Origin of the sequence: Levilactobacillus fuyuanensis, assembly GCF_003946395.1 — a bacterium.
Taxonomy (GTDB): Bacteria; Bacillota; Bacilli; order Lactobacillales; family Lactobacillaceae; genus Levilactobacillus; species Levilactobacillus fuyuanensis.
Genome location: NZ_RHNZ01000004.1, coordinates 89,441 through 114,730, shown reverse-complemented (window position 1 = coordinate 114,730; position 25,290 = coordinate 89,441). Strand labels below are relative to the sequence as shown.

The window sequence follows — 25,290 nt, the reverse complement described above, 5'->3', positions numbered from 1 at the left end:
TGGTTGTGGGAGTCAACCATAAGGCTTTCTTAAACTTTGTTAAATAACGCCGAAAACAGCCCGAATCCACCCCAATATGGTAGAATTATACATGAACTGCACCCTGCTTGCACGGCGGGAAATTGATTAGATAGAGAGGACTCAGACTACATATGCAAGAACGGATAAGAAAGCTTCACCACAACCGGATTTTTGCACTCGTATTCTGGTTAGTCGTGGTCTTTGCGGCCATCGTCACCTTGCCAAATGTCAAGACCATCATTCAATATGACGGTCAACCACAATTGGCGAATACGAGTCAACCCGTCAAGGCGACCCAACTCAAGAACACTTGGGGGCGGAACCTAAACGGAACCTATACCGTCAACGCGGTCTTTAACAACCCCGACGGCGCCCTTACCAATAAGCAACTCGCTTCGGTCAACAAGACCGTTTCCGAACTGCAGAAGCGTTCGCATTATTATGGGGTCCAAAAGATCACCACAATGACGAATACGCCGACTAGCAAACCGCAACTGCTTTCCAAGGATAAATCCACGGAAATCGTTCAGTTGGAAGTTAGCCATAATCAGGGGACCGTCCGCCAGATGGCGTCACAACTCAAGACTCAGATTTCGACCATTGGCCTAAACACCTATGTGACGAGTCCTGAGATCATCAGTGATGCCGCCAATGAACACATTACGTCATTTACGCTCGTCGTCATTCTGATGACCTTACTGATTGCGTTGGTTGCCATGGGGATTTTATTCGCGTCGATTATTGCTCCAATTATTACATTTTTAGCTATTCTAATTAGTTATATCACGACGCTATCCCTCGCAACCAACTTGGCTTACCACTGGAACTTCGCGTACTCCGAGTACACGCCGATCTTCCTGCTACTAGGTATCAGCTTGTTCACGTTACTGACCAGCTTCTGGTTCTTCCGTGAACTGCGGAATCTGACCGATGATGGCGCCGATAACCAAGCCGCCACGACTAAAGTGGTCAACGACTTGGGTTATCGGATTCTGATTAGTACGTTGAGCTTGACGATTGCCTTTGGTAGTCTAATGCTCTTTGACTTCTCCACGATTCGTGCCTATGGCCTGCTGGGAATTGGCTTTGCCATTACTGGTATTGCCAGTGTTACCCTCGTTCCTGTCTTTACAGGGATGCTGGGGAACAGCCTCTTCTGGCCAAAGAAGACGCGACCACGTCTCAAGGACCACAAGCTTTGGTCTCACTTGACGAAGTTCGGTCTTTGGCAACCATGGATCGCCGTTGCGGTTGTTCTGTATTTGATCGTTCCCATAACGTTTGCGAACCGGACACATCTCAATTACAACAGTGCTCAAGACATTCCAAATAATCAAGCCGTGCAGGGTGCTCGGGTATTAAGCGCGCACTTCGGTCAAGGGAAGGCAACGCCAGTCACGTTGTACCTCTCAACTAACCAACGTCTCGATAATCAAAACCAACTCTATCAATTGGATAACCTGACTAAGAAGCTCCGCGCCCAACCTGGTGTCGCTTCCGTCACGTCAGTTACCCAACCTGGTGGTCAACCGATCACGCAGTACTACATTTCTAATCAATTAAGTACGATCAACGAAAGCATCACCGGCGTTGTCGGTCAACTTGGCACGGTCAGAAACGACCTGCAATCCGACAGTACTAATTTAAAACAAAAGTCACTTAAGGCCGAGGTCAAACGGTTGGATAAACTGACCACTCAGACCAACACCTTGATGAGCGACAGTAGCACCTTACAAACATCGCTCCAAGCTGCCCTGAGTCGGTCAACGGCTGCTGGGACCACGAGCACGTCGAAGCGGATCACGCGTTACATTAACCAACTCAACGAAGTCAATACTACGTTGAACACTGCGGTTAATGACTTGACCACTCTCTCCAACTCCGTCAGCACCGCCAATACCGATGCCAGCGCCGCTCACTCAAACCTGAGCAACTACGCTGAATCAATCAAGGCCGTGAGCGACAGTTTAAAAACGTCCAAGAAACAAGTTGCCAGCATGCAGAAGTCGATGAACAAGATTTATCTTTACCTCAGTGGGTTACAAACCTCTGAAGCGGCTAAATCCCTCTACCTCTCCCCTATGCAGATTGCCAGTGGTGATTTCCAACAATCACTCGCAAACTACACGGACGCTAAGGTCCAGTCGACTTACCTGACGATTACGTTAAAGGATGCGCCAAACGCCAAGAACACCACCAAGACGTTGCAACAATTGAAGCAGGTTACCCAAAGTCAACTCCGCGGAACTGTTCTCAAGAACGCGACGTTAACGTTTAGCGGTCAACCGGTCGTGACGAGTACGATTCAAACGCAATACCAACACGACTTACCACGCGTCTTACTGCTGGTCTTTGGCATTACGTTACTCCTCTTGATCTTGTTCAGTCGGTCAATCCTGCAAGCCACCTACTGGTTCTTAACCTTCCTGGCTTCCGCATTCGCCGGTTACCAATTGACGCAGGTCCTCATGGGCTGGTTAACGGGTAACAACGAATTCAACTGGCAAGTGCCACTGCTGACCTTTATCCCACTGACAGTTCTCGCTGTTGTCGAGCTTACGCAACTTGCGCTGAGCTTCCGATTAAACGATGGTCCCCTGTTGGATTGGTTATTACCAGGGATTCATGAAGTCGGTCAAACGATGCGGCATTCACTGTTCATCATCATTGCTGGAGTTCTCGGTCTCCTAGCCGCCGAATCACAAACATTGGCGGCTGTGACACTGATTACCGTCTTCACGGCAATCATCTTCAACATTGTCTTGCCACTGATGGCAGCTTCCTTCGGTAAGCTTTCAGTTGTCATTCCGGCCCAAAAGCCAATGCAATTCAAACGGAAGAAACGGCGTCCCCGCAAGTCACGGTCACGTTCTAAGACGAAAGCTAAAGCAACACCTAAGGCTTCCGATTCAGATAAGACTGAAAAGTAGAAATAGTCATACACGAAAAGCCTTCGCGATTGCGAAGGCTTTTTTGTTGTGCGATTGGTGACCACTAGAAGGACAAGTCAATGAGCATTTTTCAAAGTATCAATAACCTTTTTCCAGACCATCTAAGCCCGCACTCGCCGACTAAACAGTCGCCAGCCCGTAATCACACTAGCCACCAAACAGACGGCCAATGAGGCCATAAAGGCCACGTGCATCCCGCTAATGAAGATCTCCGGATGCGCTGGTAGGTACGCGGTGACCTTATGCCCCGCGTAATGACCCATGGCGGAGAACAGAACGGTCGTAGCGATGGAGATCCCAACGACCATCCCCATTTCCCGCGCCAGCGCGTTAACCCCACCGGCGACACCGAGGTCTCGCATCGGCACGGAACTCATGACAATGGAATTATTGGGCGCCATGAAGACCCCGTTCCCAAAGCCAACCAGACCGATGAAGAACATAAACACCCACAACGGGGTCGCTAACGTGGACAGCATGTACCCCACCTGACTGATTGAGATCAACACCAGACCGATAAACGTCAGGATTTCTGGCCCAATCCGATCCGAGATACTCCCGGCAATCGGCGCCACCACCACCTGCACGATAGGAAAGGTCATCAACGCATAGCCGGCATAGTTCGCCGCCATGCCCCGAGCATTTTCCAAGTAGAATGGGGCGATGACGTTGAAGAAGAAGTTGGCCACAAAGATCAGAAAGGCACAGAGAATACTGATGGTGAATCGTTTATTTTCAAACAGATGTAGCGCTAAGATGGGATTTTCAATTCGCAGTTCCAGCCGCACGAAGAAAAAAGTGGCAATGATAGCGACCACAAATAATCCCAGAATCAGTGGCTTGGTGAAGCCGACTTCCTGACCAATAAAGACGCCAGCAAACAGCGTCACCATCATCAGAGCGAATAGACTCGCCCCGGGCTTGTCGATGGCCTGTTGGCTAACCATAATATCCTTAGGCAAAATCCGTTGACCAATCAGTAACGCGACAAGGCCAATCGGCACGTTGATCCAGAAGATGTAGCCCCAGTTGAAGTGCGCCAGTAGCAAGCCACCCACACCGGGGCCGGCAATACTGCCGAGGGCCACGAAGGACCCAATCATGCCCAGCGCCCGGCCCCGTTCATTGAACGGAAAGACTTCGGTGATGATGCCGCTGTTGGTCGCCATGGTCATGGCCGCCCCAACAGCCTGAATGACCCGCGCCACCAACAGAAAGCCTAAGCCAACGCTGAAGCCACAGAGTAGTGATCCCACTGTAAACAGGACGGACCCAATCTTAAAGATCCGAATCTTGCCGCGAGTATCGCCGAGCTTACCGAAGAGCAACAGCAACGCACAGATGGTAATCAGGTAGATTGACACCACCCACTCCGCTTGATTCATGGGGATGGCAATATCCTTACTGATGACTGGCAAGGCGATGTTAACAATACTGCCGTCCAACGTTGCCATGAAGGTAAACAGACAAACGGCCACTAAGATCAACCACCGATGTTTCTGAATCACGGGATCATCCGCAAATTTTTTCATTTTCATTCTCCCTTACTTAACCCGGCTAGGCGTGCCGCCACCCAGTCGGCTTGGACTTCTGCCCGGACTTGCTGCAACTGATTGACCTGCAAAGCATCGGCGACATCCGTCGACACCATTCTGGGACGATCCGTCATGTAATCACGGAAATTTTGCAAGTTCGTCAGCTGGTAATGACAGAACTGCTGAAAGTCCGTCAAAATTAGGCGTTGTTCCGGTTCCGCCAGTAGATGTAAAAAGTTACATTTAATCTGAAAGAGTAGCTGGGTCTGCTTGTTGACGGCCACCGGTGCCACGACTAACGCCACAAAGTGTTGCCGGCCCGCAGCTGTGATTGCCGCCACCTTTTTGGGACGCTGACCCTCATCAATCGTGGTCAATGTAATCTCCCCGGCCTTTGCCAATCGTTCCAGTAACGGGTACAGAACGCCATAACTAATGGTCTGTTCGGGCCCTACCATGGCGGCTAAAGCCTTCCGTAGCTGGTAGCCCGACATATCTTGATCCATCAATTGACCCAACACAAATAATTTGTACACGCGCCGTCAGCTCCTTTTTCGGTTCCCTATTATAGTATATCGTCCCGATATATATCAAGCTGACTTTTAAACTTTCTATTTATCCGTTAAATTATGGACAAGTGCGTTACTTAACTGGCCAAATATTCTGCATACACTTCGATAATCAAAAAGTCCCGTTCGCACTAAAAATCAGGCGAACGGGACTTCATTTTTTTCTAGTTAAACGCGACTCTCATCGGTCAAACGCTGAGCCTCATCGTTCGGCAACAATTTGTAACGAATGGGACCATCGTCGGGCAATAGCGCCATCAACGTCTGAGTGTCATCGAAGGCCCCCAAGTTAATGGCCATTTCGTTGTCGACCCTGGCAAACCCCTTCATCCCAGTAGAAACGAACCGGTGGATATGCTTCACGTTTTCCTCGCGAGCCTGCGCTTGCTTAGCGGCCCCATCCAGCGTGTACCCGGCATCCAAAAAGTATTTCATCATGGAAACTTTGATAAATGTTTTAAACGTATAGACTCGGGCCTGTTGCCCGTCCTCACGCTCCCGAGAAGCGATCAATCCCTTCTTCTCCCAGTACCGTAACTGCCGAGCTGAAACGCTAGTCATCGCTGATAACTCCCCGATTCGAAAGACCAACCGGTGAAAATCAAAAGTCTGCCGGATCTGATCTGTAAACTCTGCCATCTTGTATGACTTCCTCCCCGTGTTAACTTACTTACCAATCCTGTTAGATTTTAACAAGTTTTACCCCTAAATTGCAACTATATTGCGAAAAGTAATGATTTGTTTAAGACATTTAACGGGTTTGCAAAGGGCTTGTTACATATTTGTCACATTACATTGGTACGCTAGTAACTGTAGAAATTCATGAGGAGTTGTCAGTAGGAATGAAGAAAGTTGTTAAAATATTAGCTGCATTCGCATTAGTTATTGTTGGTGTCTTTGCTGTTTCGATGAGTACGACTACCACGGCATCCGCCGCTTCTAACTCATCATTTAAGTCCGTTTACAAGGTTGCTAAGTCACATTTAGGTGCCAGTTATGTTTACGGTGCTACTGGTCCTACTGCATTTGATTGCTCTGGGTTCACCGGTTACATCTACAAAAAGGGTGCTAAAACGACGTTGCCACGGACTGCTCAAGCGCAATACAACAAGTACCAACACGTCAGTTACAAGAACATCAAAAAGGGTGACTTGGTCTTCTTCGGTTACAGTGCCGGTTCTATCTCCCACGTTGGGATGTACATCGGTGGCGGTAAGATGATTGATGCCCAAAATCGTGGCGTTGTCCGTGAAGCTGTTCACGCCCCATGGTGGCACGCTGTTGGTTACGCCCGCGTTGCTACTGCAACTGACGCTGACTAGTTCTACTGAACCTCATGAATTCAAATGAACGTTAATAAATGATAACACGTTACGCGCTGACAATTGGTCAGCGGTAACGTGTTTTTTTGGCAAATATCTTCCCCGCCTTGGCAATCAAAAAAGACAAGCGGCGATTAAGTCATCACCCGCTTGTCCGTCTCTTTACTGTAACATTACGCAATCGTATACCGCATGGTTCGATGAGGAATCCCGGCTTCTTCAAACACATCACCAATAACCGTGAAGCCCAGTTCCTTGTAAAAATCCAAGGCCGTCTGTTGGGCATCCAATTCCACCCGCGTCACATCGGACTTCTTAGCGTCTTGAATAATCTGCTTGATCAGCTCCCCGGCATACCCGTGATGGCGGGCATCCTTTTCGGTGGCGACCCGCTGAATCTTCACACGATTGCCGGCCAACATGTCAATTCGTGCCGTGGTAGCTGGTTGATCATCCACGTAACCCACGTAGTGCATCTTGTCCTCGTCAGTACCATCTAGCTCCAACTCGGGGTCAATGCCCTGCTCGGCAATAAAGACGTCCTTACGAATCTGTAGTGCGTCCTGATAGACGGGGTTCAGCTTACCCCAAGCCATTCTAATTTCCATCAAACCATCCTCGTCCTAATCTTTTTGGTTGTAACTCAACACCTGAATGTCATTCGGTGTCAGTAATAATTTCGTTAAGCTCCCATTAGCGGGTCGCACGCTCAGGTCGTATTTACCTTGACCATAGCGTTCCATCAGACTCAGTAAGGTATTCCCGTGGCTGATCATCAGGACCTTATCGCCGTCTTTCAAATCGGGATTATCACGAATCATGTCAAACGCCTGATCGACGCGCGCCCAGTATTCTTCGTTGTTCTCGGCCTGCCGGAAGGGATCGGCTTCCTTCAAGAAGTCTTTGGCCTTACCAATAGAGTATTTCTCTTCGATGGCTTTGAATGACGGCACACCATGCGGCGCCCCAGCCACGTACCAGGCCTGGGCCATGTCGGTTCCCTCGTAATAACCGTAGAACTCTTCACGAAAGTATGGGGCCGTCGTCAGCTTGGCCGCCGGTTGTGAGTGGTTCGCCGCCAAAATCGTCTCCGCGGTCTGTTGGGCTCGCGTGGTATCGCTGCAATAAGCTGCCGCAAAGGACACATTCTGCAAGCGTTGACCGGCAGCCTTGGCATCGGCAATTCCGGCATCGGTCAACGGCGAATTGCTCCAGCCCTGTAATTTATTGTAGATGTTGAAATAAGTCTGACCGTGCCGCACCACGTACAATGTGATCTGCTTGTCCATAACGTCTTCACACCTTTCATTTCGTTGGTTTCCGCTAGACATGTGCCTCCGAGATGGTGAAAACCAACCATTCAAATTACCTTCTACTGTATTCATCTATCAGCTAAAAAGCATGACAGTCTTACATCACTATCATTTCTATCTCTAGTGTACCAAATAACCTCGCCGGTAGAGCATGATTTCCTCGTTGGACTTAAAATTTCCCTAAACTTACATCGAGAATTCCTATCGGAGCGGGTAATTTGCTACGATAGGGAAAATGCCTTCGTTAGGGGTGCCGGTTATTGCCCGTTAACTATGGTAGAATAAGACTACTTATTTACAAATGAAGGAGCGAAATAACTTGGAACGTTTCAAAAGAATCTGGGCCAGAACGGGAACGCGGATGGGCTTTACGACCCTACTCGTCGTGCTCTTTTGGCTAAAGACATTAGTCGCCTATTTCGTCGACTTCAAACTGGGGCTCAGCGACCCCTTCCAATTCCTCATCGTCCTCTTGAATCCAATTGCGACGACCGTCCTACTCTTTGGACTGGCGCTGTACCTGAAACGGGCGCGATTCTTCTACCCGTTTATCTTTCTGATCGACATTCTTAACTCCCTGCTGCTCTATATTAACGTCATCTACTTCCGGGAATTCACCGACTTCATGACGGTCAGCACTATGTTGGGCTACTCAAAGGTCGACCAGGGACTCTCTGGCAGTTCGTTAGCGCTGACCTCGCCCCACGATATTCTCTACTGGCTGGATCTGGTCATCGTTATCGTCTTAATGCTGACCCGGCGGATCTACATTGACCCGCGTCCCGTCAACAAGCGCGTGGCCCTCGCGGTGACGTCTGCCGGCCTGCTGGCCTTCTCCGTCAACCTGACGCTGGGTGAAATGGATCGACCACAACTCCTGACGCGGACCTTCGATCGGACCTATGTGGTGAAGTACTTAGGTCTGGACGCTTTCACCGTCTACGATGGGATTAAGTCGGGACACACCAGCGAGCTGCGGTCACACGCGAAGAAGTCCGAGCTCAGTGGTATTCTGAAATACATTCATGGCAACTACGCGGCGCCCGACAAGAATCTCTACGGGGTCGCTAAGAAGAAAAATGTCATCATCATTCACTTGGAAAGTTTCCAACAGTTCTTGATCAACAAGAAGATCAACGGCCAAGAGGTCACGCCATTCCTGAACAAGCTCTACAAGAGCAAGTCCACCTACAGCTTCGATAATTTCTTCCACGAAGTCGGCCAAGGGAAGACTTCCGATGCTGAAACGATGCTGGAAACTGGGACATATGGGCTCTCACAGGGGTCCCTATTCACCCAACTGGGTAATGACAACACCTTCCAGGCCGCACCCGCCATCTTCGATCAAGCGGGCTACACGACCGCCGTCTTCCACGGTAACGTCGGCAGTTTCTGGAATCGGAATAACACCTACAAGAACCTGGGTTACCAGTACTTCTTCGATGCCAGTTATTACGACACTTCCGGTGACAAGTCGTTGGGTTACGGCTTGAAGGATAAGCTACTCTTCAACGACTCCGTAAAATACCTGCAGCATCTACAGCAGCCATTTTACGTGAAGTACCTGACCGTCTCGAATCACTTTCCATTCTCCTTGGATAGCGAGGATAGCACCTTCAAAACACCAAATACTGGCGACAAGACTGTCGACAACTACTTCAAGACGGCCAACTACCTCGATCAGTCGATCAAGGAATTCTACCACTACCTCGACAAGTCCGGGTTAGCTAAGAACTCACTGGTCATGATCTACGGGGACCACTACGGGATTTCCAATTCGTCTAACAAGAGTCTGGCCAAGTTGCTAGGCGTTGATCCCGACGATTGGAACGACTACGACAATGCGCAGCTACAACGCGTACCGCTGATGTTCAACATGCCCGGCTACAAGAAAGGTAAGATTGAGCACACTTACGGTGGCGAAGTCGACGTGCTGCCGACCCTGCTTCACCTGATGGGCATGAACAGCAAGAAATACCTGCAGTTTGGGACCGACATGTTCTCTAAGGAACATAATCAGGTTGTGGCCTTCCGTAACCGTGATTGGGAAAGTCCGGGCTACACGTCCGTTGATGGCACCATTTACAGCAACAAGACTCAGCAGGAGATTCACCCGACTGGGAAGCTGAAAGCCAAGATTGACAAGATGCAGGCGCACGTTAATGAGGGTCTGAGCTTGTCGGACTCGTTGAATACCAAGAACCTCTTGCGTTTCTACCATCCGAAGGGCTTCACAGCAGTAGATCCGAGTGATTACAACTACTCGGATGGTCTGCAAAAATCCGAGAAGCTAGAAAAGAAGCTTGGTCTGAAGTCGACTAGCCTCTTCTCACGCAATGGTGACAAATCTACGCAAGGCCTCTACAAGACCGATGCACCAGAACTTAACCATAAAGAGACTGATTCTAACCGGATCAAGATTACCAATCAAGATGATACGAGTGGAAAATAAGTCGTCATTGACCATAAAATAAAGAAGCTATCCGTTCAATCTTAACGTTGAGCGGATAGCTTCTTTGCATTCAAAGGACTTAAAATCTAAGGTTTAAGCGTAATCGATGTACTATGAACTGGGCCCCGACGGTCGGGAAAAATTGTATTCATAATGGCTTGCACAGCAATTGGTGCTTCACCATAACCAACGGCAATCAAGGGCTCTTTACCGGGATAGGTGGCCCCATCCCCAATCGCATAGATACCGGGAACACTGGTTGCCATCTGGCGATCGACGGCAATCAAGCGCCGTTCCTCAGCCATAGCAACGTCCCAAGCGGCCAAGGCTGAGTGGTCGGCGGTAAACCCATAGCTGACGACCAAATCGTCAATGACTTGATGAACCATCTCGGCGTCTACGCCGACCGGCTTCAACGTCACATCCAAGGCACCCTCGGCCGTGGCTTGCAGGTTCCGAATCAGGTATGGTGTCTTCACATTAACAGTCGAGTCGTGAAGCAAATCCACCATGTGGGCTAACCCTCTGAATTGGGCGCGGCGATGAAGCAACGTAACCGACTTTGCGACTGGCTCTAACATCAGGGCCTGGTCAATGGCAGCGTCACCACCCCCGGCCACCATCACACGGTGACCACGGAATTTTTCCAAGTCACGAACGCTGTAGAAGAGCTGCTTGCCGGCGAAATTGTCGGCGTTGGCCACATTCAATTTGCGCGGCTTAAAGGCCCCATTTCCCACCGCAACGATCACAGCCCGTGTCTGACTCGTGCCCTTCGGCGTGGTGATCAAGAAGCCATCCACGTTGGGCGTTACGTTGGTTACCGATTCACCAGTTTTGATGGTCAACGGAAATTGCTTGAGCTGCTCACGCTGCCCGGCAATTAGGTCACGGCCGGTGATGCCTGGGAAGCCCGCAACATCGAGAATTGTCTTCTCCGGGTAGAGAGCGTTGACCTGCCCGCCCAATTCCGATAGGCTCTCGATAACTTGTGTCTTGGCATTGTGCATCCCGGCGTAAAACGCGGCAAACATGCCGACCGGGCCACCACCAACAATCGTAATATCATAGGATTCTGTCATTATTTTAAACTCCATTTCTTTGTCACAAAAAACATTTGAGGAGACGGCGGCCATGAAACATTTGCGTGGACTCACAATTTTACTGACCACACTCGTCACACTGGGGGCGCTCGCTTGGGGCTGGCACGCGCGCCAAGCCACTTTGGCCGCGACTCACGTGCCACAGACCCGCACGGCCACCCTCTTCTTACCCGGAAATAGTGGCGGCTGGCTTTCCATGCGTGACATGGTACTCAGCCTAAATCGGCCCCAATTGGCGCATTTTAGTTTGACCGCACACGTGACCGATAATGGTCGGGTCAATTGGCACCAGCACGAGTCTGTGACCTCCAATCCGTTGGTACCCGTACTTTTCCAAGATAACACTCATGCCGCCAAGGAAGCTCGCCAGCTTGTGACCGTGCTAACCCAGTTACGTGCGCGCTACGGGATTACCCACGTTAACTTCGTCGGCCACTCCTCGGGTGGCACGATTGCTTATGATTACTTAAATCAGAAGCGGCACGCACCCGTAACGGTCAGCCGGATTGTCTGCATCGGTGCCGATTTCCCTGGTTGCACGCCGCTACACGTCCACTACCCACAGCTACACATCTTGAATCTCGCCGGTAACATTGGCCTAACTGGAAATGATAGCGAGGTGCCCGTAAATACAACGACACCCCTGCGTCGTCTGGTCGCGGGCCACATTGGTAGCTATCGTTTTGAAGAATTACGCGGTCCTGTGTGGGACATGCAGCACTCCCTCCTCCACGAGAACCCGGCGATTGATCGCAAAATCATTGAATTTCTCTATCCGCCTAGCTGACTATTCTTCAATATTCGCTGTCCTTGAAGGGTTCTGACTTCCCGCAAACCAGCATTGATCAGCACGAAGATGGCCAACCACCCGATGGCAATCAGCGCCCATTGCTGGAGGTAGAGGATATCTAACACGTCAAATGGCGCGTTCCAATCCCAGCCGGCGTGGAGCAGGATAGCTAAAAGGTAAAACCGCAGAAACTTTGGTGCCACGATATTACTCCCAGTCACGGGCTGATGCCGTTCCTTGGCAAGCATGATGGCCGCGCCCATGATGGCGGACCAGATGGTATGCGTTCCAATCGCCTGCCAGCTGCGCATCAGTAAGGTTACCAAGCCATATTGGCCGGTGTACCCCGCCGTTTCGAAGACGGCGAATCCAGCCCCAATGGCTGCACCCAATAGCAGGCCGTTGAAGATATAATTCAAGCGAAAGCGGTTGATGAAGAATGCGATAACTAACATCTTGGCAGTCTCTTCAATGAAGCCCACGATCAACGCTGATTCCCACGACACGCCGTTCCCTGATGGAATCAACGAATAGAGAATCATTGTGGCTACCAGCGACAGAATACCACCGACCAGAAAGACCGCCATGAGTTGATAAACCGAAATATTGCGGAAAACATTGATTTCAAAAAACATAATCATGAGTGAAAATGGCACGGTTAACGACCCAATAAAGATCATTCCAGGAACAGCGTTGTTGCTTCGAAATCCCAAGAATAATAAAGCTAACAGGACAAAGCTGGCCCCCAATAGTGCGAACACTCGGGAAAATAGCCACGGTTTCACTGGTGCGGTCGACACGGCCTCCAGCGAAGGCGTGGTTTCTTTGGTACCAACAATAAATAGCGACTCCGCATCGTCTAAATCGTGGTGTTTAAAGACCTCCGAAAACATTGAAAATAAATGAATTTCTACAACTTTATTTTCTCCGGTCCATTCGTTCATTTCCTTTGTTGCATCATCTAGTAAATGGTTGTGATACTCAAAATGCCGTTTTGTCGGCTTCACTGACTCTTTATTCGCCATTGCCCAATCCCCCTTGACTGGCTCATTATAACGTTTGAACCTGATTCTTAGTTTACCGTGAATACCGTAACGCTTCAACTTGATTCCAAGACCGCTTGCTAATTGTAAACCGTTACATTATAGTTGTAGTAGGCGCTCAGCCAATTAAATATAGATCAAAGGGGAGACAATTATATCATGGCAAAACGTAAAATGATTTTAGACTTAGATACTGGTATCGATGATTCCTTAGCAATTGCTTACGCATTAGGTGCCCCAGATGTGGACTTAATCGGGATCATCGGTTCTTACGGTAACGTCGTTGTTGAAGCAGGTGGCCAAAACTCCTTAAAGATTTTGGAACTCCTCGGCCACACCGACATCCCCGTTTACCTAGGTGAAAGTCATTCCTCAACCAGTGATCACTTTGATCGGATGCAAGTTAGTGCCGACATCCACGGTGAAAATGGGATCGGCCAAGTCGACTTGCCAGCACCTAAGCGCGCTATCGAAAAGGAATCCGGTGTGGACTTCTTAATCGATTCCGTTCACAAGTATGGTAAAGATTTAACGTTAGTTCCAACTGGTCCAATGACCAACTTGGCTGCTGCTTTAAAGAAAGCCCCAGAAATTGCGACGGAAATTGGCAACATGACCTTCATGGGTGGTGCCTTAACTGTTCCTGGTAACGTTACGGCTTACGCTGAAGCCAACATCAACCAAGATGCTGAAGCTGCTAACGCCGTATTAACTAGTCCAATGCATTCAACTATGGTTGGCCTGGACGTTACGTTGCGGACTCTTTTAACCAAGAAGGAAACCCAACAATGGCGTGACTTAGGTACCGAAGCCGGTGAAAAGTTTGCCGACATCGTGGACTACTACATCCAAGCCTACGTCGATGTTAACGATAACCTGGGTGGCTGTGCTTTGCATGACCCACTGGCCGTTGGGGTTGCTTTGGACCCTAGCTTCGTGACTACGATCGACCTCAACATGGTTGTTAACTACAACAAGGAAACTTACGGCCGGACCATCGGTGACGATAACCGGTTGAACGAACCAACTAACGTGAAGGTTTCTGTTGCGGTTGATAAGGACCGTTACCTGAAGACCTTTATGGAATACTTGACGAACCTGTTCAAGCAAAACTAAATTTAAGTCATTTGAATCCCGCCGTCTCGCGATGGTGGGATTTTTTTGCGCTACGCTTTTTCAAGGCAACAAAAAACGAGCGGCAACGCCAATTAATTGGGGCTTGTCACTCGCTAGAATCAGGTTTATTTTGTCTTGTAATTAAAGTTACTGGTCATGGTCTTAACACCAGAATTTGCATATTGATTGGCATATTTCTTTTGATTAGCCGCATCCAAACTCTCAAAAGCCTTCATGTATTGCTTGTACAATACTGGCTTAACGTACTTCTTGCCATAAGCCGCGGCTGGACTCGTCTTCGTCTTGGTGTACGTGTAAGTCTTCCCGGTTGTTGCTAAATGCCGGTTAGCCTTTGTCCCTGCAATCTTAGCAGTGAACTTCGTACTCGACTTCTTCGTTAACTTAAAGGTGTAAGTCTTTTTGGTCAACGAAGTCGTCGTCTTGTTAGCATCACTGGTCTTAAATTGGATTAACTTGTACTTTGTTGTCAACGTTTGCCGATTCTTACTCAGCTTGGTTGAAGTTGGCACACCGTACTTCACGTTTGGTGTGGACCCAAAGTCACCAAGAATCAGCATCGTGCCGGTTTTGCCGCCTGATTTGTACGTCTTAAAGTAAAAGGCCGTCTTTGACTTGGCATTCTTGTAGTACCGTTTCAAATCGGTATTGTTGATTGTTGGTTTCTTGGCAGCACTAGCAGATACGCTTGGTGCAACGACCCCACCCAGGGTCCCCAATGCCATCACTGTTAGTCCTAACTTAACCATTAAACGTTTCATGACGATAATCCTCCTTAAAATTCATCCGCTACACCTTTTATAGTGCCATTATTATTTTGCGATTGCAAGAAGTCTCAACCGTTAGTCTAAGATCTCTGCAAAACGTTGTTTCAAGTACTCAGCGACTCCGGCTTCATTATTCGTTGTCGGTGTCTGATGATTGGCAGCCGCCTTGATTTCAGGTTGACCATTTAGCATGGCAACCCCATCTCCAGCAGCCTTAATCATCCCTAAATCATTTTCAGCGTCGCCGAAGGCCATCAAGTCATCGAAGTCCCAACCAAAGTGTGTCAACAGTTGGCCCAAGCCAACCGCCTTGTCCATGTCGGCAGCCAAGAATTCAAGAATCTTTGGTTGTGACCGCACCACATGATACAAGTCGTGCAGTTCCGGCGTCAATTTAGAAACGACTTGATCTAAGACGTCTGCATCCGTTGCCATCACGGCCTTACTAAAGAGGTGTTCTGGCAAATCAGCAAACGCCGTTGGGATAAAGTCCATCGGTGCCTTCAACATGTGTTGGTAGACCGAGGGTGTCAGGTCTGACACGGGATAAACTTGATCAAAGTCCAAGATATCGAGTGGGTACCCGTTTTCCTCGGCAAAAGCGTGAAGTGGCTGGAAGTCGTGCTTACTAAGCCCACTTTGCGCCAAAGCTTCTTTAGTTGTATTTTGAATAACCAACGCTCCGTTGAAGGTAATTGTGTAGTCTTCGGCGGTCGTTAGGCCAAGTTGTTCGAGGTAGCCCCAAATCGCATTGATTGGGCGGCCGGTGCAAAGGACCACTTTGATGCCAGCGGTGTGGAGCTTGCGCAAAGCAGCGGCGTTCTCCTCACTAATGGTCTTATCGGTGTTCAGTAGCGTCTCGTCTAGGTCGAGTGCAATCATTTTTGTCATTCGTTTTCGTCCTCCGTATGCCTTCCATTTTACACGTAACCGGTTACGAATTAAACCCAGACTATTTCAAAAGGTCTTGGCGGATCAACGCGACAATCTGCTGGTTCTCTGGTAGATCGGCGTGGTTGGCATTCGCGCCGGTCACCGTCATTTGCGTAAAATGCTTAACTTGGCCCTGAAAGATCAGCTTGCCGCGGTTCACACTGTCAAACGGCACAATCCCGTCGCCAGAATAACCTTCGCTCCCAGCAATCGAGTAGACCGTCAGTGCCTTAGGCAGCCGCTTACGATTGCCACTAAGCTGCTTAAAAAGTGGCGTATCTACATTTTGATCGGATTCTTCCAAATTAAATGGTGAGGCGATCGTCATTAACCGATCGGCATGCGTCTTGGTTCGGGCAACGTCATCCTCCAAGAAAATCGTCAATACTAATCCGCCATTGGAGTGACCCATCGCCGAAAAATGGTTGAAGTGATACGTTTGTTGCAAGGCTTTAAAGGCAATCGTAAACCACTTAGCCTGCTTCTGAATTGTGGCGTAACCGTCGTGATGATTCTCAAAGCCCACGACAATAATGGGTTGCTTGTCAGTTGGCCGAACACTGCCGGTATACTTCAACGTCCCGTCGGTCATGACTTCAACACGTAACAGGCTGTGCTGATGTGGCGTCTCCCGATTAAGCTCCGCAACCAGCGCATTGAAGCGGTTCTGCGTGGCGCTTGATCCTGGCACCAGAAAGACTGGGGCCATGGCACTCCGATAGTTTGCCTGCACGTTGGCGCGTTGCTGTGACCGCCAAAGTAATCCTGGAACACAGAGTGCCACCAAGATTAGGAGAATGATCCCCAAGCTACGAAATCTTCGTTTCATAACCGACCGCCTCCTCTGCAATTCCTGCCCATTTGACGAACGGATAATAGATGGCTGTACTGATGCCTAATTCTACTACAGCCAAGGCCAGTGCGGCCCAACTGCCGCCGGTTCCCAGAAAGGCTTGTAAGAGTCCCGGTGTCCCGTTTGCCAACGGATAAGCTACTGCAGGCACCCAATGCAGGACTAAAGCCGTCCAACTCAGTGCAATACAGACTAACGGTGCAAGGATGAACGGTAAAAACAATATCGGACTAAAAATAACGGGCAAGCCCATCAATAACGGTGCATTAAAGTTTCCTAGGGTCGGTACCAAGCAGTACCAGCCCATCCGTCGCTGTGCCGCATTATGCCGAACCAAAAAGATAGCGAGTAAGAGCGCCAGGACCATCCCCGGACCGCCACTCGTAGCATACACATCAACGACGGTGTGCAGTGTAATCGGATGTGGCACCTGCCAGCCACTGTGATTCAATACTGCGGCCAGGTTCTGCGCTGCCTCGATCGATTGTCCGCCGACACTGGCAATTGGGCCTAGAATTCCCAACCATTGGCAGGTTCCCGTGAGCAAGCCAAAGCCTAGCAGTGTTCCCAGGCTATGTGGCAATTGAAACGGCCACCGCGCCAATGCCAACAAGGCCGCATTTAAACTGACGGTCTGGGTACTGACCCAGATAAAACCGAGTCCCGTCAAAACAACTAACCAGAGACTAACCACCCCAACTGTCTGCTCCAGATGCTCGTGTCCCGGGTCCTGATGATTAATCAGCCAGCGGTACCCATTACCCACCAAAAAACCAACCAGAACCCCAACTAAGATGCCAGAGAGGCCCAGATTACTGGAGAGCCACTGAATCGAATGGTTGCTTAGCACGGACTGGCGATTCACGTTCAACGACTTCAAGGCAATAATGGCGATAATTCCCGCCATGAGTCGATCGGTAATCAACGGCGTGGCGGGCGCTACGAGATAAAAGCTGACCGCAAAAGCCATTAAGATTGCCGTTAAGCCCAACGTTCCCGCACTCAAAAGCCCTAGATATTGGCGAAAGAGTTTCAGTTGAAACGCCCACTTCACCACGTGGAGCGTCTGATAATAGTAGCCGCTTCGCTGTAACCATGCCTGATTGATAAAATCTGCCAACGTTCCTACCAAGATGACGGGAAAAATCAGGCGTAATGCCCGATAAATCGCAGTTATCTGCCGGTTGCGTCGGAATTTAACTTCAAATCCAATGAGGTCACGACCAACCCTACTGGTCCGTTCAGCCATTGGGACCACCCCCTCAATACCGCTGATTGTACGGCAATTGGTGGCCATTCTGATATGAACGGTACTCAGTTAGTCTGGCAGTCACCTAAACTAGCCACTGGTCAATCTGCCGGCTGACCGCTCCCCCCTGATTGTCCGCGGGCAGACGATGAATGTCCCCGGTAAGAATGGCCGGATCGGCGTTGGCAACTGCAAATCCCTGACCTACCATTTCTAACATGGCGTGGTCGTTACCTGAATCGCCAAACGCTGCCATTTGTTCTGGCAGGACGCCCCAGATTTGGCCTAACGCTAATAGTGCAGCGGCCTTGCTGACCAACGGTAACGTCACATTCATGCCACCCAAGCCACTGCTAGTGCCCACCAGGTGATTGCGAAAGCGCGTGTTAAAAGCGGTCACTTGTGCCGTCACATCCGTCTTAAGCCAGGTCACATCGATCTTCAACACAGCATCCGTCACCTGAAGGAGATCCGGAACACTGGTTAAACTGGGGTAAAAGACCTGGGACTCGTGGAATCGCTGACTCGTCGCTGACAATTCGGTGTACGCCCGATCCCGCCCGCACACAATGACAAAGCAGTCGGCCATGATTGGCGCCGTCTTCAACCAAGCCACCGCCGCACGCCAATCTTGCGGTGTAATCGCCTGGGACTGCAGTTGCTCACCAGTCCCCGTCACGGTCAGCGCCCCATCCTCGACGATATAGGTCAACGCTTCACGATTGGCTAGTGGTGCAAATAATGCCTGGACGTGGTCTAAGGGATCGCCCGTCGTTACCACAAAGCGCATTTCACGGCGAGTAAGTGCCGCTAGTTGGGCATCAAAGCGGTGCTGATCGTAGTGACCATTTTCATCTAAAAACGTCCCATCCAAATCCGTTGCGATAACTTTTGGCCGCATCCATTTCCACCCTTTCTCGATATAACATATTCCCATCATACCTGGCCAACCGGCCCAACACAACGCATTTCTCTTACAAATAAAATCATAAAACAAATACCGTCATATCAGGGATACCGACAGGATGAACGACTTAATCCGGTAGTCATTTCACCATCGATTCATCCATCAAAATGATCATCGGTTGGCAAAATAGTCGGTCACAAAACAAAAAATCGTCCCGGATTTCTCCAAGACGATCGATAATAACTCTAAATTAAGCGTCCATGCCCAAGCTGTACGCATGGTTCATCAATGACTGGGTTTCGGTAAACTCATTCTCATCATGCAGAACGACCGTAATTACTCGGTGTTTGCCGGCCTTCTGACCAGTTCCCACGAAGCAGTAACCTGCGAATGGCGTATAACCGGTCTTCAAACCGTCAACATTCAGGCTCGCTTGGTAATACTTGCGACCCTTCAACATGTTGTTGTAGTTATAGCACAATTGACCATTGACCGTCTTGGAACCCACGGAACCATCCGTTAAGATTTGTGGGTAGTCCTTGATCAGATGCTGTGCAATCAACGCAACGTCCTTAGCGGAAACCATGTTGGCGTTAGCCGAACCGTAGTTGTAACCAAATGCCTTTAAGTCGCTGTTTTCCAGGCCAGAAGCCGAGACAAAGCTGGCCTTGTCCAGGTTCCAGGCTTGTGCTTGCGCGTTCATCTTCTTGATGAATTTGGCATTACTACCAGAAACCCATTGGCCCAGTGCAATGGCGGCGTTGTTTGAGGAATCCAACAGTGCGGCATCGTACAATTCCTTGACCGTGTACTTGTGGTTGCTGTAGAACTTGAAACCCCCACAGCTGGCGCTATTTCCCATCGCAACTAGTCCACTATTATTGGTCTTCACAATATCAGTCCACTTGCCGGACCCATTGTCGATCTTGTCTAAGACCAGGTACAGCGTCATCAGCTTGGAAACGGATGCGATTGGCCGCGCCGTGTTGGCACTCTTGGACCAAACAGCTTTCCCCGTCGTGTAATCCAAAGCAACAGCGTTCTTAGCGTACTTCAGGCCAAATGGGGCCTTTCCCTTCTTCAGGTAGCCGTGCCAGATCCAGCCCTTAACGGACCCACTCTTGTTGGCAACGTAGTAATAAATCCCCTTAGAATTACTGTGCTTGAGCGTGGCCTGTTGCGTCACGTACCAAGTCGTGTTGGGATACCCCTTCATTGTGGCAATCCGCTTGTTATGTGCCTTGTTGTAAATGGCCCCTGCCGTACTCTTCTTGTGATAGGCGGCCTTCGTTACCGTCTTCGTCGACACCGTGGTATAGGTCGCGGCATTGGCGGTCACCTGCACGTTTACGGCGGCCCCTAATGTCACCGTAAATAACAGGGCCAGCATGAACCCCTTGAACTTTGAAATTCTCATTGGTATGTATTCCCCTTTTCTAATCTCTAACAGTCAGCCTACCATGGTAAACGGACCGGCGACAAGACTTCTCGCGACTTTGTAACCTAGTTGTTGGGACCGTAATTTTATCGTAATCCACCGTTTGTCGGCTGAACTAATTGCTGACTGGACCTTTCGGGGGTCACGCCACATTATCATTGCCTTTAGGACAGCGAAAATGACCTAAGACACTGCGTTTCTCCCCAAAATAAAAAGTATTCAGTAAGAATCAATCACTTCTCACTGAACACTTCCAAGCACAATTATTATTTTTCTAAATTCAAGTATTACCTAGTCATTCATACTGCTCATACTGTAAGCGTGGTTCATGAGTGACCGCGTTTCGGTAAACTCATTTTCATCGTGCAAGACGACCGTAATCACCCGGTGCTTGCCGGATTTCTGACCCGTTCCGACGAAACAATAGCCAGCTAATGGCGTGTAACCGGTCTTTAGGCCATCGACCCGCAGAGAAGCACGGTAATACTTCCGCCCCTTCAACAGGTTGTTGTAGTTATGGCAGACCTGCCCGTTGACTTTCATTGAGCCAATCTTACCATCCTTCAGAACCCGTGGATACTGGGTAATCAGGTGCCGGGCAATCAAAGCCACGTCCTTGGCCGAAACCTTGTTGGCATTGGCCTTACCATAGGCATACCCGTACTGCCGCAGGTCACTATTTTCCAAGCCGGATGCTGAAACAAAGTGGGCTTGCCCCATATTCCAGGACTTGGCTTGCGCATTCATCTTCCGAATGAACTTACCATTGCTACCACCGACCCACTTGCCCAGCGCAATCGCGGAGTTGTTCGATGAATCCAGAAAGGCCGCATAATAGAGCTGACGGACCGTGTATTTATGGTTCAGCTTAAAGTGAAAGCCGCCACAGGAGGCACTACGACTCATGGAGACCAAGCCACGACTGGTAATTTTAATTTTGTGATTCCAGTTGCTCGACTTGCCATCGATCTTCTTCAGCGTCAAGTACAACGTCATCAGCTTCGAAACGGAAGCGATTGGCCGTGCCGTGTTGGCATGCTTGGCCCAAACAACCTTCCCCGTCTTCGCGTCCATGGCAACGGCGGCCTTGGCCTTGGTCAAGGTGAACGGTGCCTTGCCCTTCTTCAGGTAACCATGCCAGATCCAACCCTTAACGCTGTTCTTGCTATTCTTGATGTAGAGGTAAACACCCTTAGTCTTGCCATGCTTCAGCGTCGCCTGCTTCGTGGCGTACCACGTCGTGTGGGGATGCGCAGTTAGGTTAATCACCTTACGGGTGTGTTTCTTGTTGAAGATGGCTCCCTTGGCACTCTTCTTGTGATAGGCCGTCTTCTTGATTGATTTGGTGCTGACGGTCTTGTACCCAGTTGCGGCATTCACCGGCACAACCGGACTGACCACGCCGCCCATCGTAATGGCAACGGCAAACGCGATGAGACCGCGTTTCATATGTACTTTGCGCATAACTCGAATCCTTTCCATCCAGTAATAATTAAGACAACTAACTATTAGAATAGCACTCTTCCCCAGCAACCGAAAGCAATTCGGGGAACATAGGTGCGACTGTAACGTAGTTGTAAAAACAATTTCAGCGCTGAACAGCTCATAGCATAGAAACGATTTTTTCCGGCTGTGGTTGCAATTCTCAGATAAACTCGTTAAGCTAAGATTAATCAAATACGACTGGGGTGCCATCGCGGCTGAGATCAAACCCATTGAACCTGCTCTGGTTAATACCAGCGAAGGGAACGCGTAATCAATAGCTATCAATGACCCCACTAATGGACTTAGTGGGGATTTTTTTAGCATTGGTGGCCCCTCAGCGTCTAAATTTTAGGAGGCGGATGTTTATGAAGCGTTGGCATATTAGAGATATTATTTTAGTAACGATTATTGCAATTTTTATGGGTGTTATTTTCTGGGCAATCGGTCCGGTCTACACAATTTTAGCGGCGGCCTTAGCGCCATTCGGGTTACAACCTCTGGCAAATGAACTGTTGTTAGGTATCTGGGTCATGGCGGGGCCCCTCGCAGGTTTCGTGATTCGGATTCCCGGTGCGGCAACCCTGGGTGAACTCTTGGGTGCCGTGGTAGAAATGTTTCTCGGGGGTATCTGGGGCGCCAGCACGCTGATTTCAGGTGTGCTCCAAGGTTTCGGTTCCGAACTCGGTTTCATTTTTACTGGCTACAAGCGCTACGGCTGGTTCACGCTGGCCATGAGCACATTGACCACGACCATCGTTACCTTCGCATGGGACCTGATTCGTAATGGGTATGCCGCTTACCACCTGCCATTCCTGTTATTGCTGTTCTGCGTGCGGTTGCTTTCCGTCTTCGTCTTCGGCGGCGTGCTGACTAAGCTGATCAACAATCTTCTGGTCCGCGCCCACGTCTTGAAGGACTAACCTCGCCGTCGCCTCACAGCGCCTCCAGAGTGGTGAAAATGGACCGGAACAACGCTGAGGGCGGACGTCTAAAGCCATAAAGCGGTCTTTAGACTTGGGATTGAGCCGAAAAACACGTCTCAATCCCACCAAGTCTCTAACCGGCATTCGCCGCTAAGAGACTTCCCACAGCTGAGTCCATTTTCACCACTCCTGCGGCTCACACAATGTTGGTCCAGCAAAAAAGGATAGCCCTTCATCGTCACTTCGAGTACGTCTTACACTTCTATCAAAATCACAACATTGCTCCATGGTTAGGGATATTCACACAACAAATCCTTAGACCAAGAACTGGCTGAACGATCAAAATTTCAAACAATTACAAACAACCATTCACACGTTTATCAAGCAACTTATTTTCAAGTCTTACAAGCAGTATTGGGGGAATTTATTTGGCTACCGTCACGGTACAATCACTCACTTACACCTATCCGAAGCAAGACCAGCCGGTGCTGAATCACCTCTCTGGCACCTTTCCTGCTGACAAATTTTCACTGCTGACCGGCGTTTCCGGCGGCGGCAAGTCTACACTACTCAAGTTGATTGCCGGACTGCTTCCTAACGCCGACGATGCGATTACGTTTGATGGTCATCCACTCAGTAGCGTCGCCCCAACCCAGCGCGCTGCCACCGTGGCCATGCTCTTTCAGGAACCCAGCACGCAATTCACCATGGATACCGTCCAGAACGAACTGCGCTTCGCTCTAGAAAATCAACAAGTGCCCGCCGAGCAGATTGCGCAACGTAGCGATACCGCTCTGGCCTTCGTAGGTATTTCAGATTTGAAATTTCGCAAGCTCATGCAGCTCTCCGGTGGCGAACAACAGAAGGTGGCATTGGCCATCATCGTTGCCATGAACAGCGACGTTATTCTCTTAGACGAACCGTTCGCCAGCATCGATCCACCGACTCGGCTGGTACTGTTGGAAAAACTAGTAGCGCTGTGCACCGACCGCGGTAAGACGATTGTTCTGGCCGATCACGACCTCAGTGGCTATCAGCAGTGGGTCGACCACCTCGCCGTTTTGGCGGATGGACAGCTCAACTTGCTCTCGACAGCCGAGACGCAGCAACGTTTCGCGGCTTTCACGCCACAACGGCTACGTCTGTCGCACGTTCAACTGCCGACCGACCAGCTCACCGTCCGCCTGTATGGTACTCAGTTGGGGCTGGCCCACGGCGACCGGCAGCTCCTGACACCACAAGATCTCAGCTTTTATGCGCATCGAACAACGCTGATCACCGGCCCCAACGGCAGCGGTAAGTCCACCCTGTTCAAAGCGCTCGTTCGTCTAGGTCACTATCAAGGCCACATTGCCTATCGCGACACTGACATTAAGAAGCTCCGGAAACGCCACTATGCGCGGCAAGTTGGCCTGATGTTCCAGTCAGCCACCGCACAATTTCTCAACGTAACCGTGGCTGAGGAACTGGCGCTCTCGCAAAAATACGGCAATAGCACCTACTTCACGCCGGAACGGGTGCAATCCCTTCTACGCGAGCTCAACCTCGATGGCCGCGACGACCAGGTGCTCTATTCCCTGAGTAGCGGTCAGCAGAAAAAGCTCCAGCTCCTGTGTATGCTCATGATGACGCCCGAAGTCTTATTGCTCGATGAACCCTTGAAGGGACTGGATTACGCCTCGATTCAAACGGTCATGGCCATTTTGACCACGGTTCAACGCGAACTCGATCTCACGCTGATTCTGATCAGTCATCAGCTCAGCGGACTGGACGACTTGGTCGATCTGCATTTACAATTGGCCGACAAACAGCTGACCTATCAGGGGGTGAGCGCATGAACCCCTCATTGAAACTGGCATTGATCACCCTGATTGCGCTGGAAGTTTCCTTCGTTCAGGTGTGGACGGTCAACGTCGTCTTGATTGTCGTGAGCCTCTTGCTCATGCTGATCAACCGTGTGCCGTGGCGCCGCCTGCTCTTATTGACGATTGTGCCGCTCTTCTTCGCCAGCGCCCTGGTTTGGTCATTGATGCTCCGCGGAGATGCCTCGACACACTTCTTAATCGTCATCTTCACGCGGATGTTCGTCTACGTCTATATGGGTGGCTGGTTCACACTGACTACCAAGCCACTGTGGCTGACCCGTTCTCTGGAACAGAACGCCAAGCTACCTAGCAAATTTGCTTATGGATTTCTGGCAGCCTTCAACCTGATGCCTAAAATTCAGGCCGAAGTCTCCACTGTGCGAGCCGCGGCCTTGATGCGCGGGGAAGTCCTGCACGTTTGGTCACCCCGGCTGTATTTCAAAGTTATCCTGGCAGCCATGAATTGGTCGGATCAGTTGGCGGCAGCCATGACCTCCCACGGCTTCGTGGAAGGTGCACCGCGGACCCACTCCCTGACCGTGCCACTCGTTGCTCGTGACTGGTGGCTCTTCTGCGGCAGTCTCGTCTTGGTTCAGGTCGGTCTGTTCATCGGCCTACCCTAATGTTAATCTAAAAG

Annotated in this window: 22 protein-coding genes and 1 riboswitch; of the genes, 8 read left to right on the top strand and 14 right to left on the bottom strand. The window is 50.0% G+C overall.

Annotated elements, in window-relative coordinates; translation table 11 throughout:
• The first annotated feature begins 152 nt into the window (after positions 1-152).
• Positions 153-2,951: an MMPL family transporter gene (locus tag EKM73_RS02670; protein ID WP_125700449.1), complete on the top strand. Its 2,799-nt coding sequence runs from the start codon at positions 153-155 to the stop codon at positions 2,949-2,951.
• Positions 2,952-3,073: 122 nt separating this feature from the next.
• Here the strand turns inward: EKM73_RS02670 and EKM73_RS02665 are convergent, their stop codons facing one another.
• The 3 genes from EKM73_RS02665 to EKM73_RS02655 form a co-directional block, all read right to left on the bottom strand.
• Positions 3,074-4,504 carry an MFS transporter gene (locus EKM73_RS02665; protein WP_382387097.1) on the bottom strand — a complete coding sequence of 477 codons (1,431 nt, stop codon included), beginning with the start codon at positions 4,502-4,504 and terminating at the stop codon, positions 3,074-3,076.
• 2 nt (positions 4,505-4,506) lie between these two features.
• Positions 4,507-5,043 carry a PadR family transcriptional regulator gene (locus tag EKM73_RS02660; RefSeq protein ID WP_125700447.1) on the bottom strand — a complete coding sequence of 179 codons (537 nt, stop codon included), beginning with the start codon at positions 5,041-5,043 and terminating at the stop codon, positions 4,507-4,509.
• A gap of 201 nt (positions 5,044-5,244) precedes the next feature.
• Positions 5,245-5,715 (bottom strand): MerR family transcriptional regulator, encoded by a 471-nt coding sequence (locus tag EKM73_RS02655; RefSeq protein WP_125700446.1) that lies wholly within the window; start codon positions 5,713-5,715, stop codon positions 5,245-5,247.
• Positions 5,716-5,918: 203 nt separating this feature from the next.
• Here EKM73_RS02655 and EKM73_RS02650 point away from each other — a divergent pair, with 203 nt between their 5' ends.
• On the top strand, positions 5,919-6,398 hold the full coding sequence (locus tag EKM73_RS02650) for a C40 family peptidase (protein ID WP_125700445.1): 480 nt from the start codon (positions 5,919-5,921) through the stop codon (positions 6,396-6,398).
• A 173-nt stretch (positions 6,399-6,571) separates the two neighbouring features.
• Here the strand turns inward: EKM73_RS02650 and EKM73_RS02645 are convergent, their stop codons facing one another.
• Together EKM73_RS02645 and EKM73_RS02640 are read right to left on the bottom strand one after the other, a co-directional pair.
• Positions 6,572-7,006 (bottom strand): GNAT family N-acetyltransferase, encoded by a 435-nt coding sequence (locus EKM73_RS02645; protein ID WP_125700444.1) that lies wholly within the window; start codon positions 7,004-7,006, stop codon positions 6,572-6,574.
• Positions 7,007-7,021: 15 nt separating this feature from the next.
• A complete protein-coding gene (locus tag EKM73_RS02640; protein ID WP_125700443.1) occupies positions 7,022-7,687 on the bottom strand; it encodes a histidine phosphatase family protein in 666 nt (221 codons plus the stop codon).
• A gap of 385 nt (positions 7,688-8,072) precedes the next feature.
• On the opposite strand from EKM73_RS02640, the gene EKM73_RS02635 reads away from it, so the two are divergent.
• On the top strand, positions 8,073-10,163 hold the full coding sequence (locus EKM73_RS02635) for an LTA synthase family protein (protein WP_318531128.1): 2,091 nt from the start codon (positions 8,073-8,075) through the stop codon (positions 10,161-10,163).
• A gap of 86 nt (positions 10,164-10,249) precedes the next feature.
• Here EKM73_RS02635 and EKM73_RS02630 read toward each other — a convergent pair whose 3' ends face one another.
• Positions 10,250-11,245, bottom strand: coding sequence for an NAD(P)/FAD-dependent oxidoreductase (locus tag EKM73_RS02630; RefSeq protein ID WP_125700441.1), 996 nt, complete (start codon positions 11,243-11,245; stop codon positions 10,250-10,252).
• 52 nt (positions 11,246-11,297) lie between these two features.
• Between EKM73_RS02630 and EKM73_RS02625 the strand changes: the two genes are divergently transcribed.
• Positions 11,298-12,053, top strand: coding sequence for an alpha/beta fold hydrolase (locus EKM73_RS02625; protein WP_125700440.1), 756 nt, complete (start codon positions 11,298-11,300; stop codon positions 12,051-12,053).
• Here EKM73_RS02625 and EKM73_RS02620 read toward each other — a convergent pair.
• Positions 12,038-13,081 (bottom strand): PrsW family intramembrane metalloprotease, encoded by a 1,044-nt coding sequence (locus tag EKM73_RS02620; protein WP_125700439.1) that lies wholly within the window; start codon positions 13,079-13,081, stop codon positions 12,038-12,040. The two genes, EKM73_RS02625 and EKM73_RS02620, sit on opposite strands and share 16 nt — an antisense overlap.
• Positions 13,082-13,258: 177 nt before the next feature.
• Between EKM73_RS02620 and EKM73_RS02615 the strand changes: the two genes are divergently transcribed.
• Positions 13,259-14,215 carry a nucleoside hydrolase gene (locus EKM73_RS02615; RefSeq protein WP_125700438.1) on the top strand — a complete coding sequence of 319 codons (957 nt, stop codon included), beginning with the start codon at positions 13,259-13,261 and terminating at the stop codon, positions 14,213-14,215.
• Positions 14,216-14,340: 125 nt separating this feature from the next.
• Here EKM73_RS02615 and EKM73_RS02610 read toward each other — a convergent pair whose 3' ends face one another.
• The 7 genes from EKM73_RS02610 to EKM73_RS02580 form a co-directional block, all read right to left on the bottom strand.
• Entirely contained in the window at positions 14,341-14,994 is a 654-nt protein-coding gene (locus tag EKM73_RS02610; protein ID WP_125700437.1) for a hypothetical protein, read from the bottom strand.
• An 81-nt stretch (positions 14,995-15,075) separates the two neighbouring features.
• Positions 15,076-15,891 (bottom strand): Cof-type HAD-IIB family hydrolase, encoded by an 816-nt coding sequence (locus EKM73_RS02605; RefSeq protein WP_125700436.1) that lies wholly within the window; start codon positions 15,889-15,891, stop codon positions 15,076-15,078.
• 61 nt (positions 15,892-15,952) lie between these two features.
• A complete protein-coding gene (locus EKM73_RS02600; protein ID WP_125700435.1) occupies positions 15,953-16,762 on the bottom strand; it encodes an alpha/beta hydrolase in 810 nt (269 codons plus the stop codon).
• The gene (locus EKM73_RS02595) at positions 16,743-18,035 is read right to left on the bottom strand and encodes a PTS transporter subunit EIIC (protein ID WP_125700434.1); all 1,293 of its coding nucleotides are present in this window, start codon (positions 18,033-18,035) and stop codon (positions 16,743-16,745) included. The genes EKM73_RS02600 and EKM73_RS02595 overlap by 20 nt, the downstream gene beginning before the upstream one ends.
• Before the next feature lie 85 nt (positions 18,036-18,120).
• Positions 18,121-18,936 (bottom strand): HAD-IIB family hydrolase, encoded by an 816-nt coding sequence (locus tag EKM73_RS02590; protein ID WP_164508832.1) that lies wholly within the window; start codon positions 18,934-18,936, stop codon positions 18,121-18,123.
• Between the two features lie 256 nt (positions 18,937-19,192).
• On the bottom strand, positions 19,193-20,359 hold the full coding sequence (locus EKM73_RS02585) for a serine hydrolase (RefSeq protein ID WP_125700432.1): 1,167 nt from the start codon (positions 20,357-20,359) through the stop codon (positions 19,193-19,195).
• 312 nt (positions 20,360-20,671) lie between these two features.
• Entirely contained in the window at positions 20,672-21,844 is a 1,173-nt protein-coding gene (locus EKM73_RS02580; protein WP_125700431.1) for a D-alanyl-D-alanine carboxypeptidase family protein, read from the bottom strand.
• Positions 21,845-22,054: 210 nt separating this feature from the next.
• A riboswitch (TPP riboswitch) is annotated at positions 22,055-22,146 on the top strand.
• 84 nt (positions 22,147-22,230) lie between these two features.
• Here EKM73_RS02580 and EKM73_RS02575 point away from each other — a divergent pair.
• From EKM73_RS02575 to EKM73_RS02565, 3 genes are all read left to right on the top strand, one after another.
• On the top strand, positions 22,231-22,785 hold the full coding sequence (locus tag EKM73_RS02575) for an ECF transporter S component (protein WP_125700430.1): 555 nt from the start codon (positions 22,231-22,233) through the stop codon (positions 22,783-22,785).
• 431 nt (positions 22,786-23,216) lie between these two features.
• On the top strand, positions 23,217-24,626 hold the full coding sequence (locus EKM73_RS02570) for an ABC transporter ATP-binding protein (protein WP_125700429.1): 1,410 nt from the start codon (positions 23,217-23,219) through the stop codon (positions 24,624-24,626).
• Positions 24,623-25,276 carry an energy-coupling factor transporter transmembrane component T family protein gene (locus tag EKM73_RS02565; RefSeq protein WP_125700428.1) on the top strand — a complete coding sequence of 218 codons (654 nt, stop codon included), beginning with the start codon at positions 24,623-24,625 and terminating at the stop codon, positions 25,274-25,276. Before EKM73_RS02570 ends, EKM73_RS02565 begins: the two co-directional genes overlap by 4 nt.
• Positions 25,277-25,290 lie beyond the last annotated feature (14 nt).

Bases quoted from the DNA above. Each gene is read 5' to 3' on its own strand.
- EKM73_RS02670 (WP_125700449.1), top strand. From the start codon at position 153: ATGCAAGAACGGATAAGAAAGCTTCACCACAACCGGATTTTTGCACTC.
- EKM73_RS02665 (WP_382387097.1), bottom strand. From the start codon at position 4,504: ATGAAAAAATTTGCGGATGATCCCGTGATTCAGAAACATCGGTGGTTG.
- EKM73_RS02655 (WP_125700446.1), bottom strand. From the start codon at position 5,715: ATGGCAGAGTTTACAGATCAGATCCGGCAGACTTTTGATTTTCACCGG.
- EKM73_RS02650 (WP_125700445.1), top strand. From the start codon at position 5,919: ATGAAGAAAGTTGTTAAAATATTAGCTGCATTCGCATTAGTTATTGTT.
- EKM73_RS02645 (WP_125700444.1), bottom strand. From the start codon at position 7,006: ATGGAAATTAGAATGGCTTGGGGTAAGCTGAACCCCGTCTATCAGGAC.
- EKM73_RS02640 (WP_125700443.1), bottom strand. From the start codon at position 7,687: ATGGACAAGCAGATCACATTGTACGTGGTGCGGCACGGTCAGACTTAT.
- EKM73_RS02635 (WP_318531128.1), top strand. From the start codon at position 8,073: ATGGGCTTTACGACCCTACTCGTCGTGCTCTTTTGGCTAAAGACATTA.
- EKM73_RS02630 (WP_125700441.1), bottom strand. From the start codon at position 11,245: ATGACAGAATCCTATGATATTACGATTGTTGGTGGTGGCCCGGTCGGC.
- EKM73_RS02625 (WP_125700440.1), top strand. From the start codon at position 11,298: ATGAAACATTTGCGTGGACTCACAATTTTACTGACCACACTCGTCACA.
- EKM73_RS02620 (WP_125700439.1), bottom strand. From the start codon at position 13,081: ATGGCGAATAAAGAGTCAGTGAAGCCGACAAAACGGCATTTTGAGTAT.
- EKM73_RS02615 (WP_125700438.1), top strand. From the start codon at position 13,259: ATGGCAAAACGTAAAATGATTTTAGACTTAGATACTGGTATCGATGAT.
- EKM73_RS02610 (WP_125700437.1), bottom strand. From the start codon at position 14,994: ATGAAACGTTTAATGGTTAAGTTAGGACTAACAGTGATGGCATTGGGG.
- EKM73_RS02605 (WP_125700436.1), bottom strand. From the start codon at position 15,891: ATGACAAAAATGATTGCACTCGACCTAGACGAGACGCTACTGAACACC.
- EKM73_RS02600 (WP_125700435.1), bottom strand. From the start codon at position 16,762: ATGAAACGAAGATTTCGTAGCTTGGGGATCATTCTCCTAATCTTGGTG.
- EKM73_RS02595 (WP_125700434.1), bottom strand. From the start codon at position 18,035: ATGGCTGAACGGACCAGTAGGGTTGGTCGTGACCTCATTGGATTTGAA.
- EKM73_RS02590 (WP_164508832.1), bottom strand. From the start codon at position 18,936: ATGCGGCCAAAAGTTATCGCAACGGATTTGGATGGGACGTTTTTAGAT.
- EKM73_RS02585 (WP_125700432.1), bottom strand. From the start codon at position 20,359: ATGAGAATTTCAAAGTTCAAGGGGTTCATGCTGGCCCTGTTATTTACG.
- EKM73_RS02580 (WP_125700431.1), bottom strand. From the start codon at position 21,844: ATGCGCAAAGTACATATGAAACGCGGTCTCATCGCGTTTGCCGTTGCC.
- EKM73_RS02575 (WP_125700430.1), top strand. From the start codon at position 22,231: ATGAAGCGTTGGCATATTAGAGATATTATTTTAGTAACGATTATTGCA.
- EKM73_RS02565 (WP_125700428.1), top strand. From the start codon at position 24,623: ATGAACCCCTCATTGAAACTGGCATTGATCACCCTGATTGCGCTGGAA.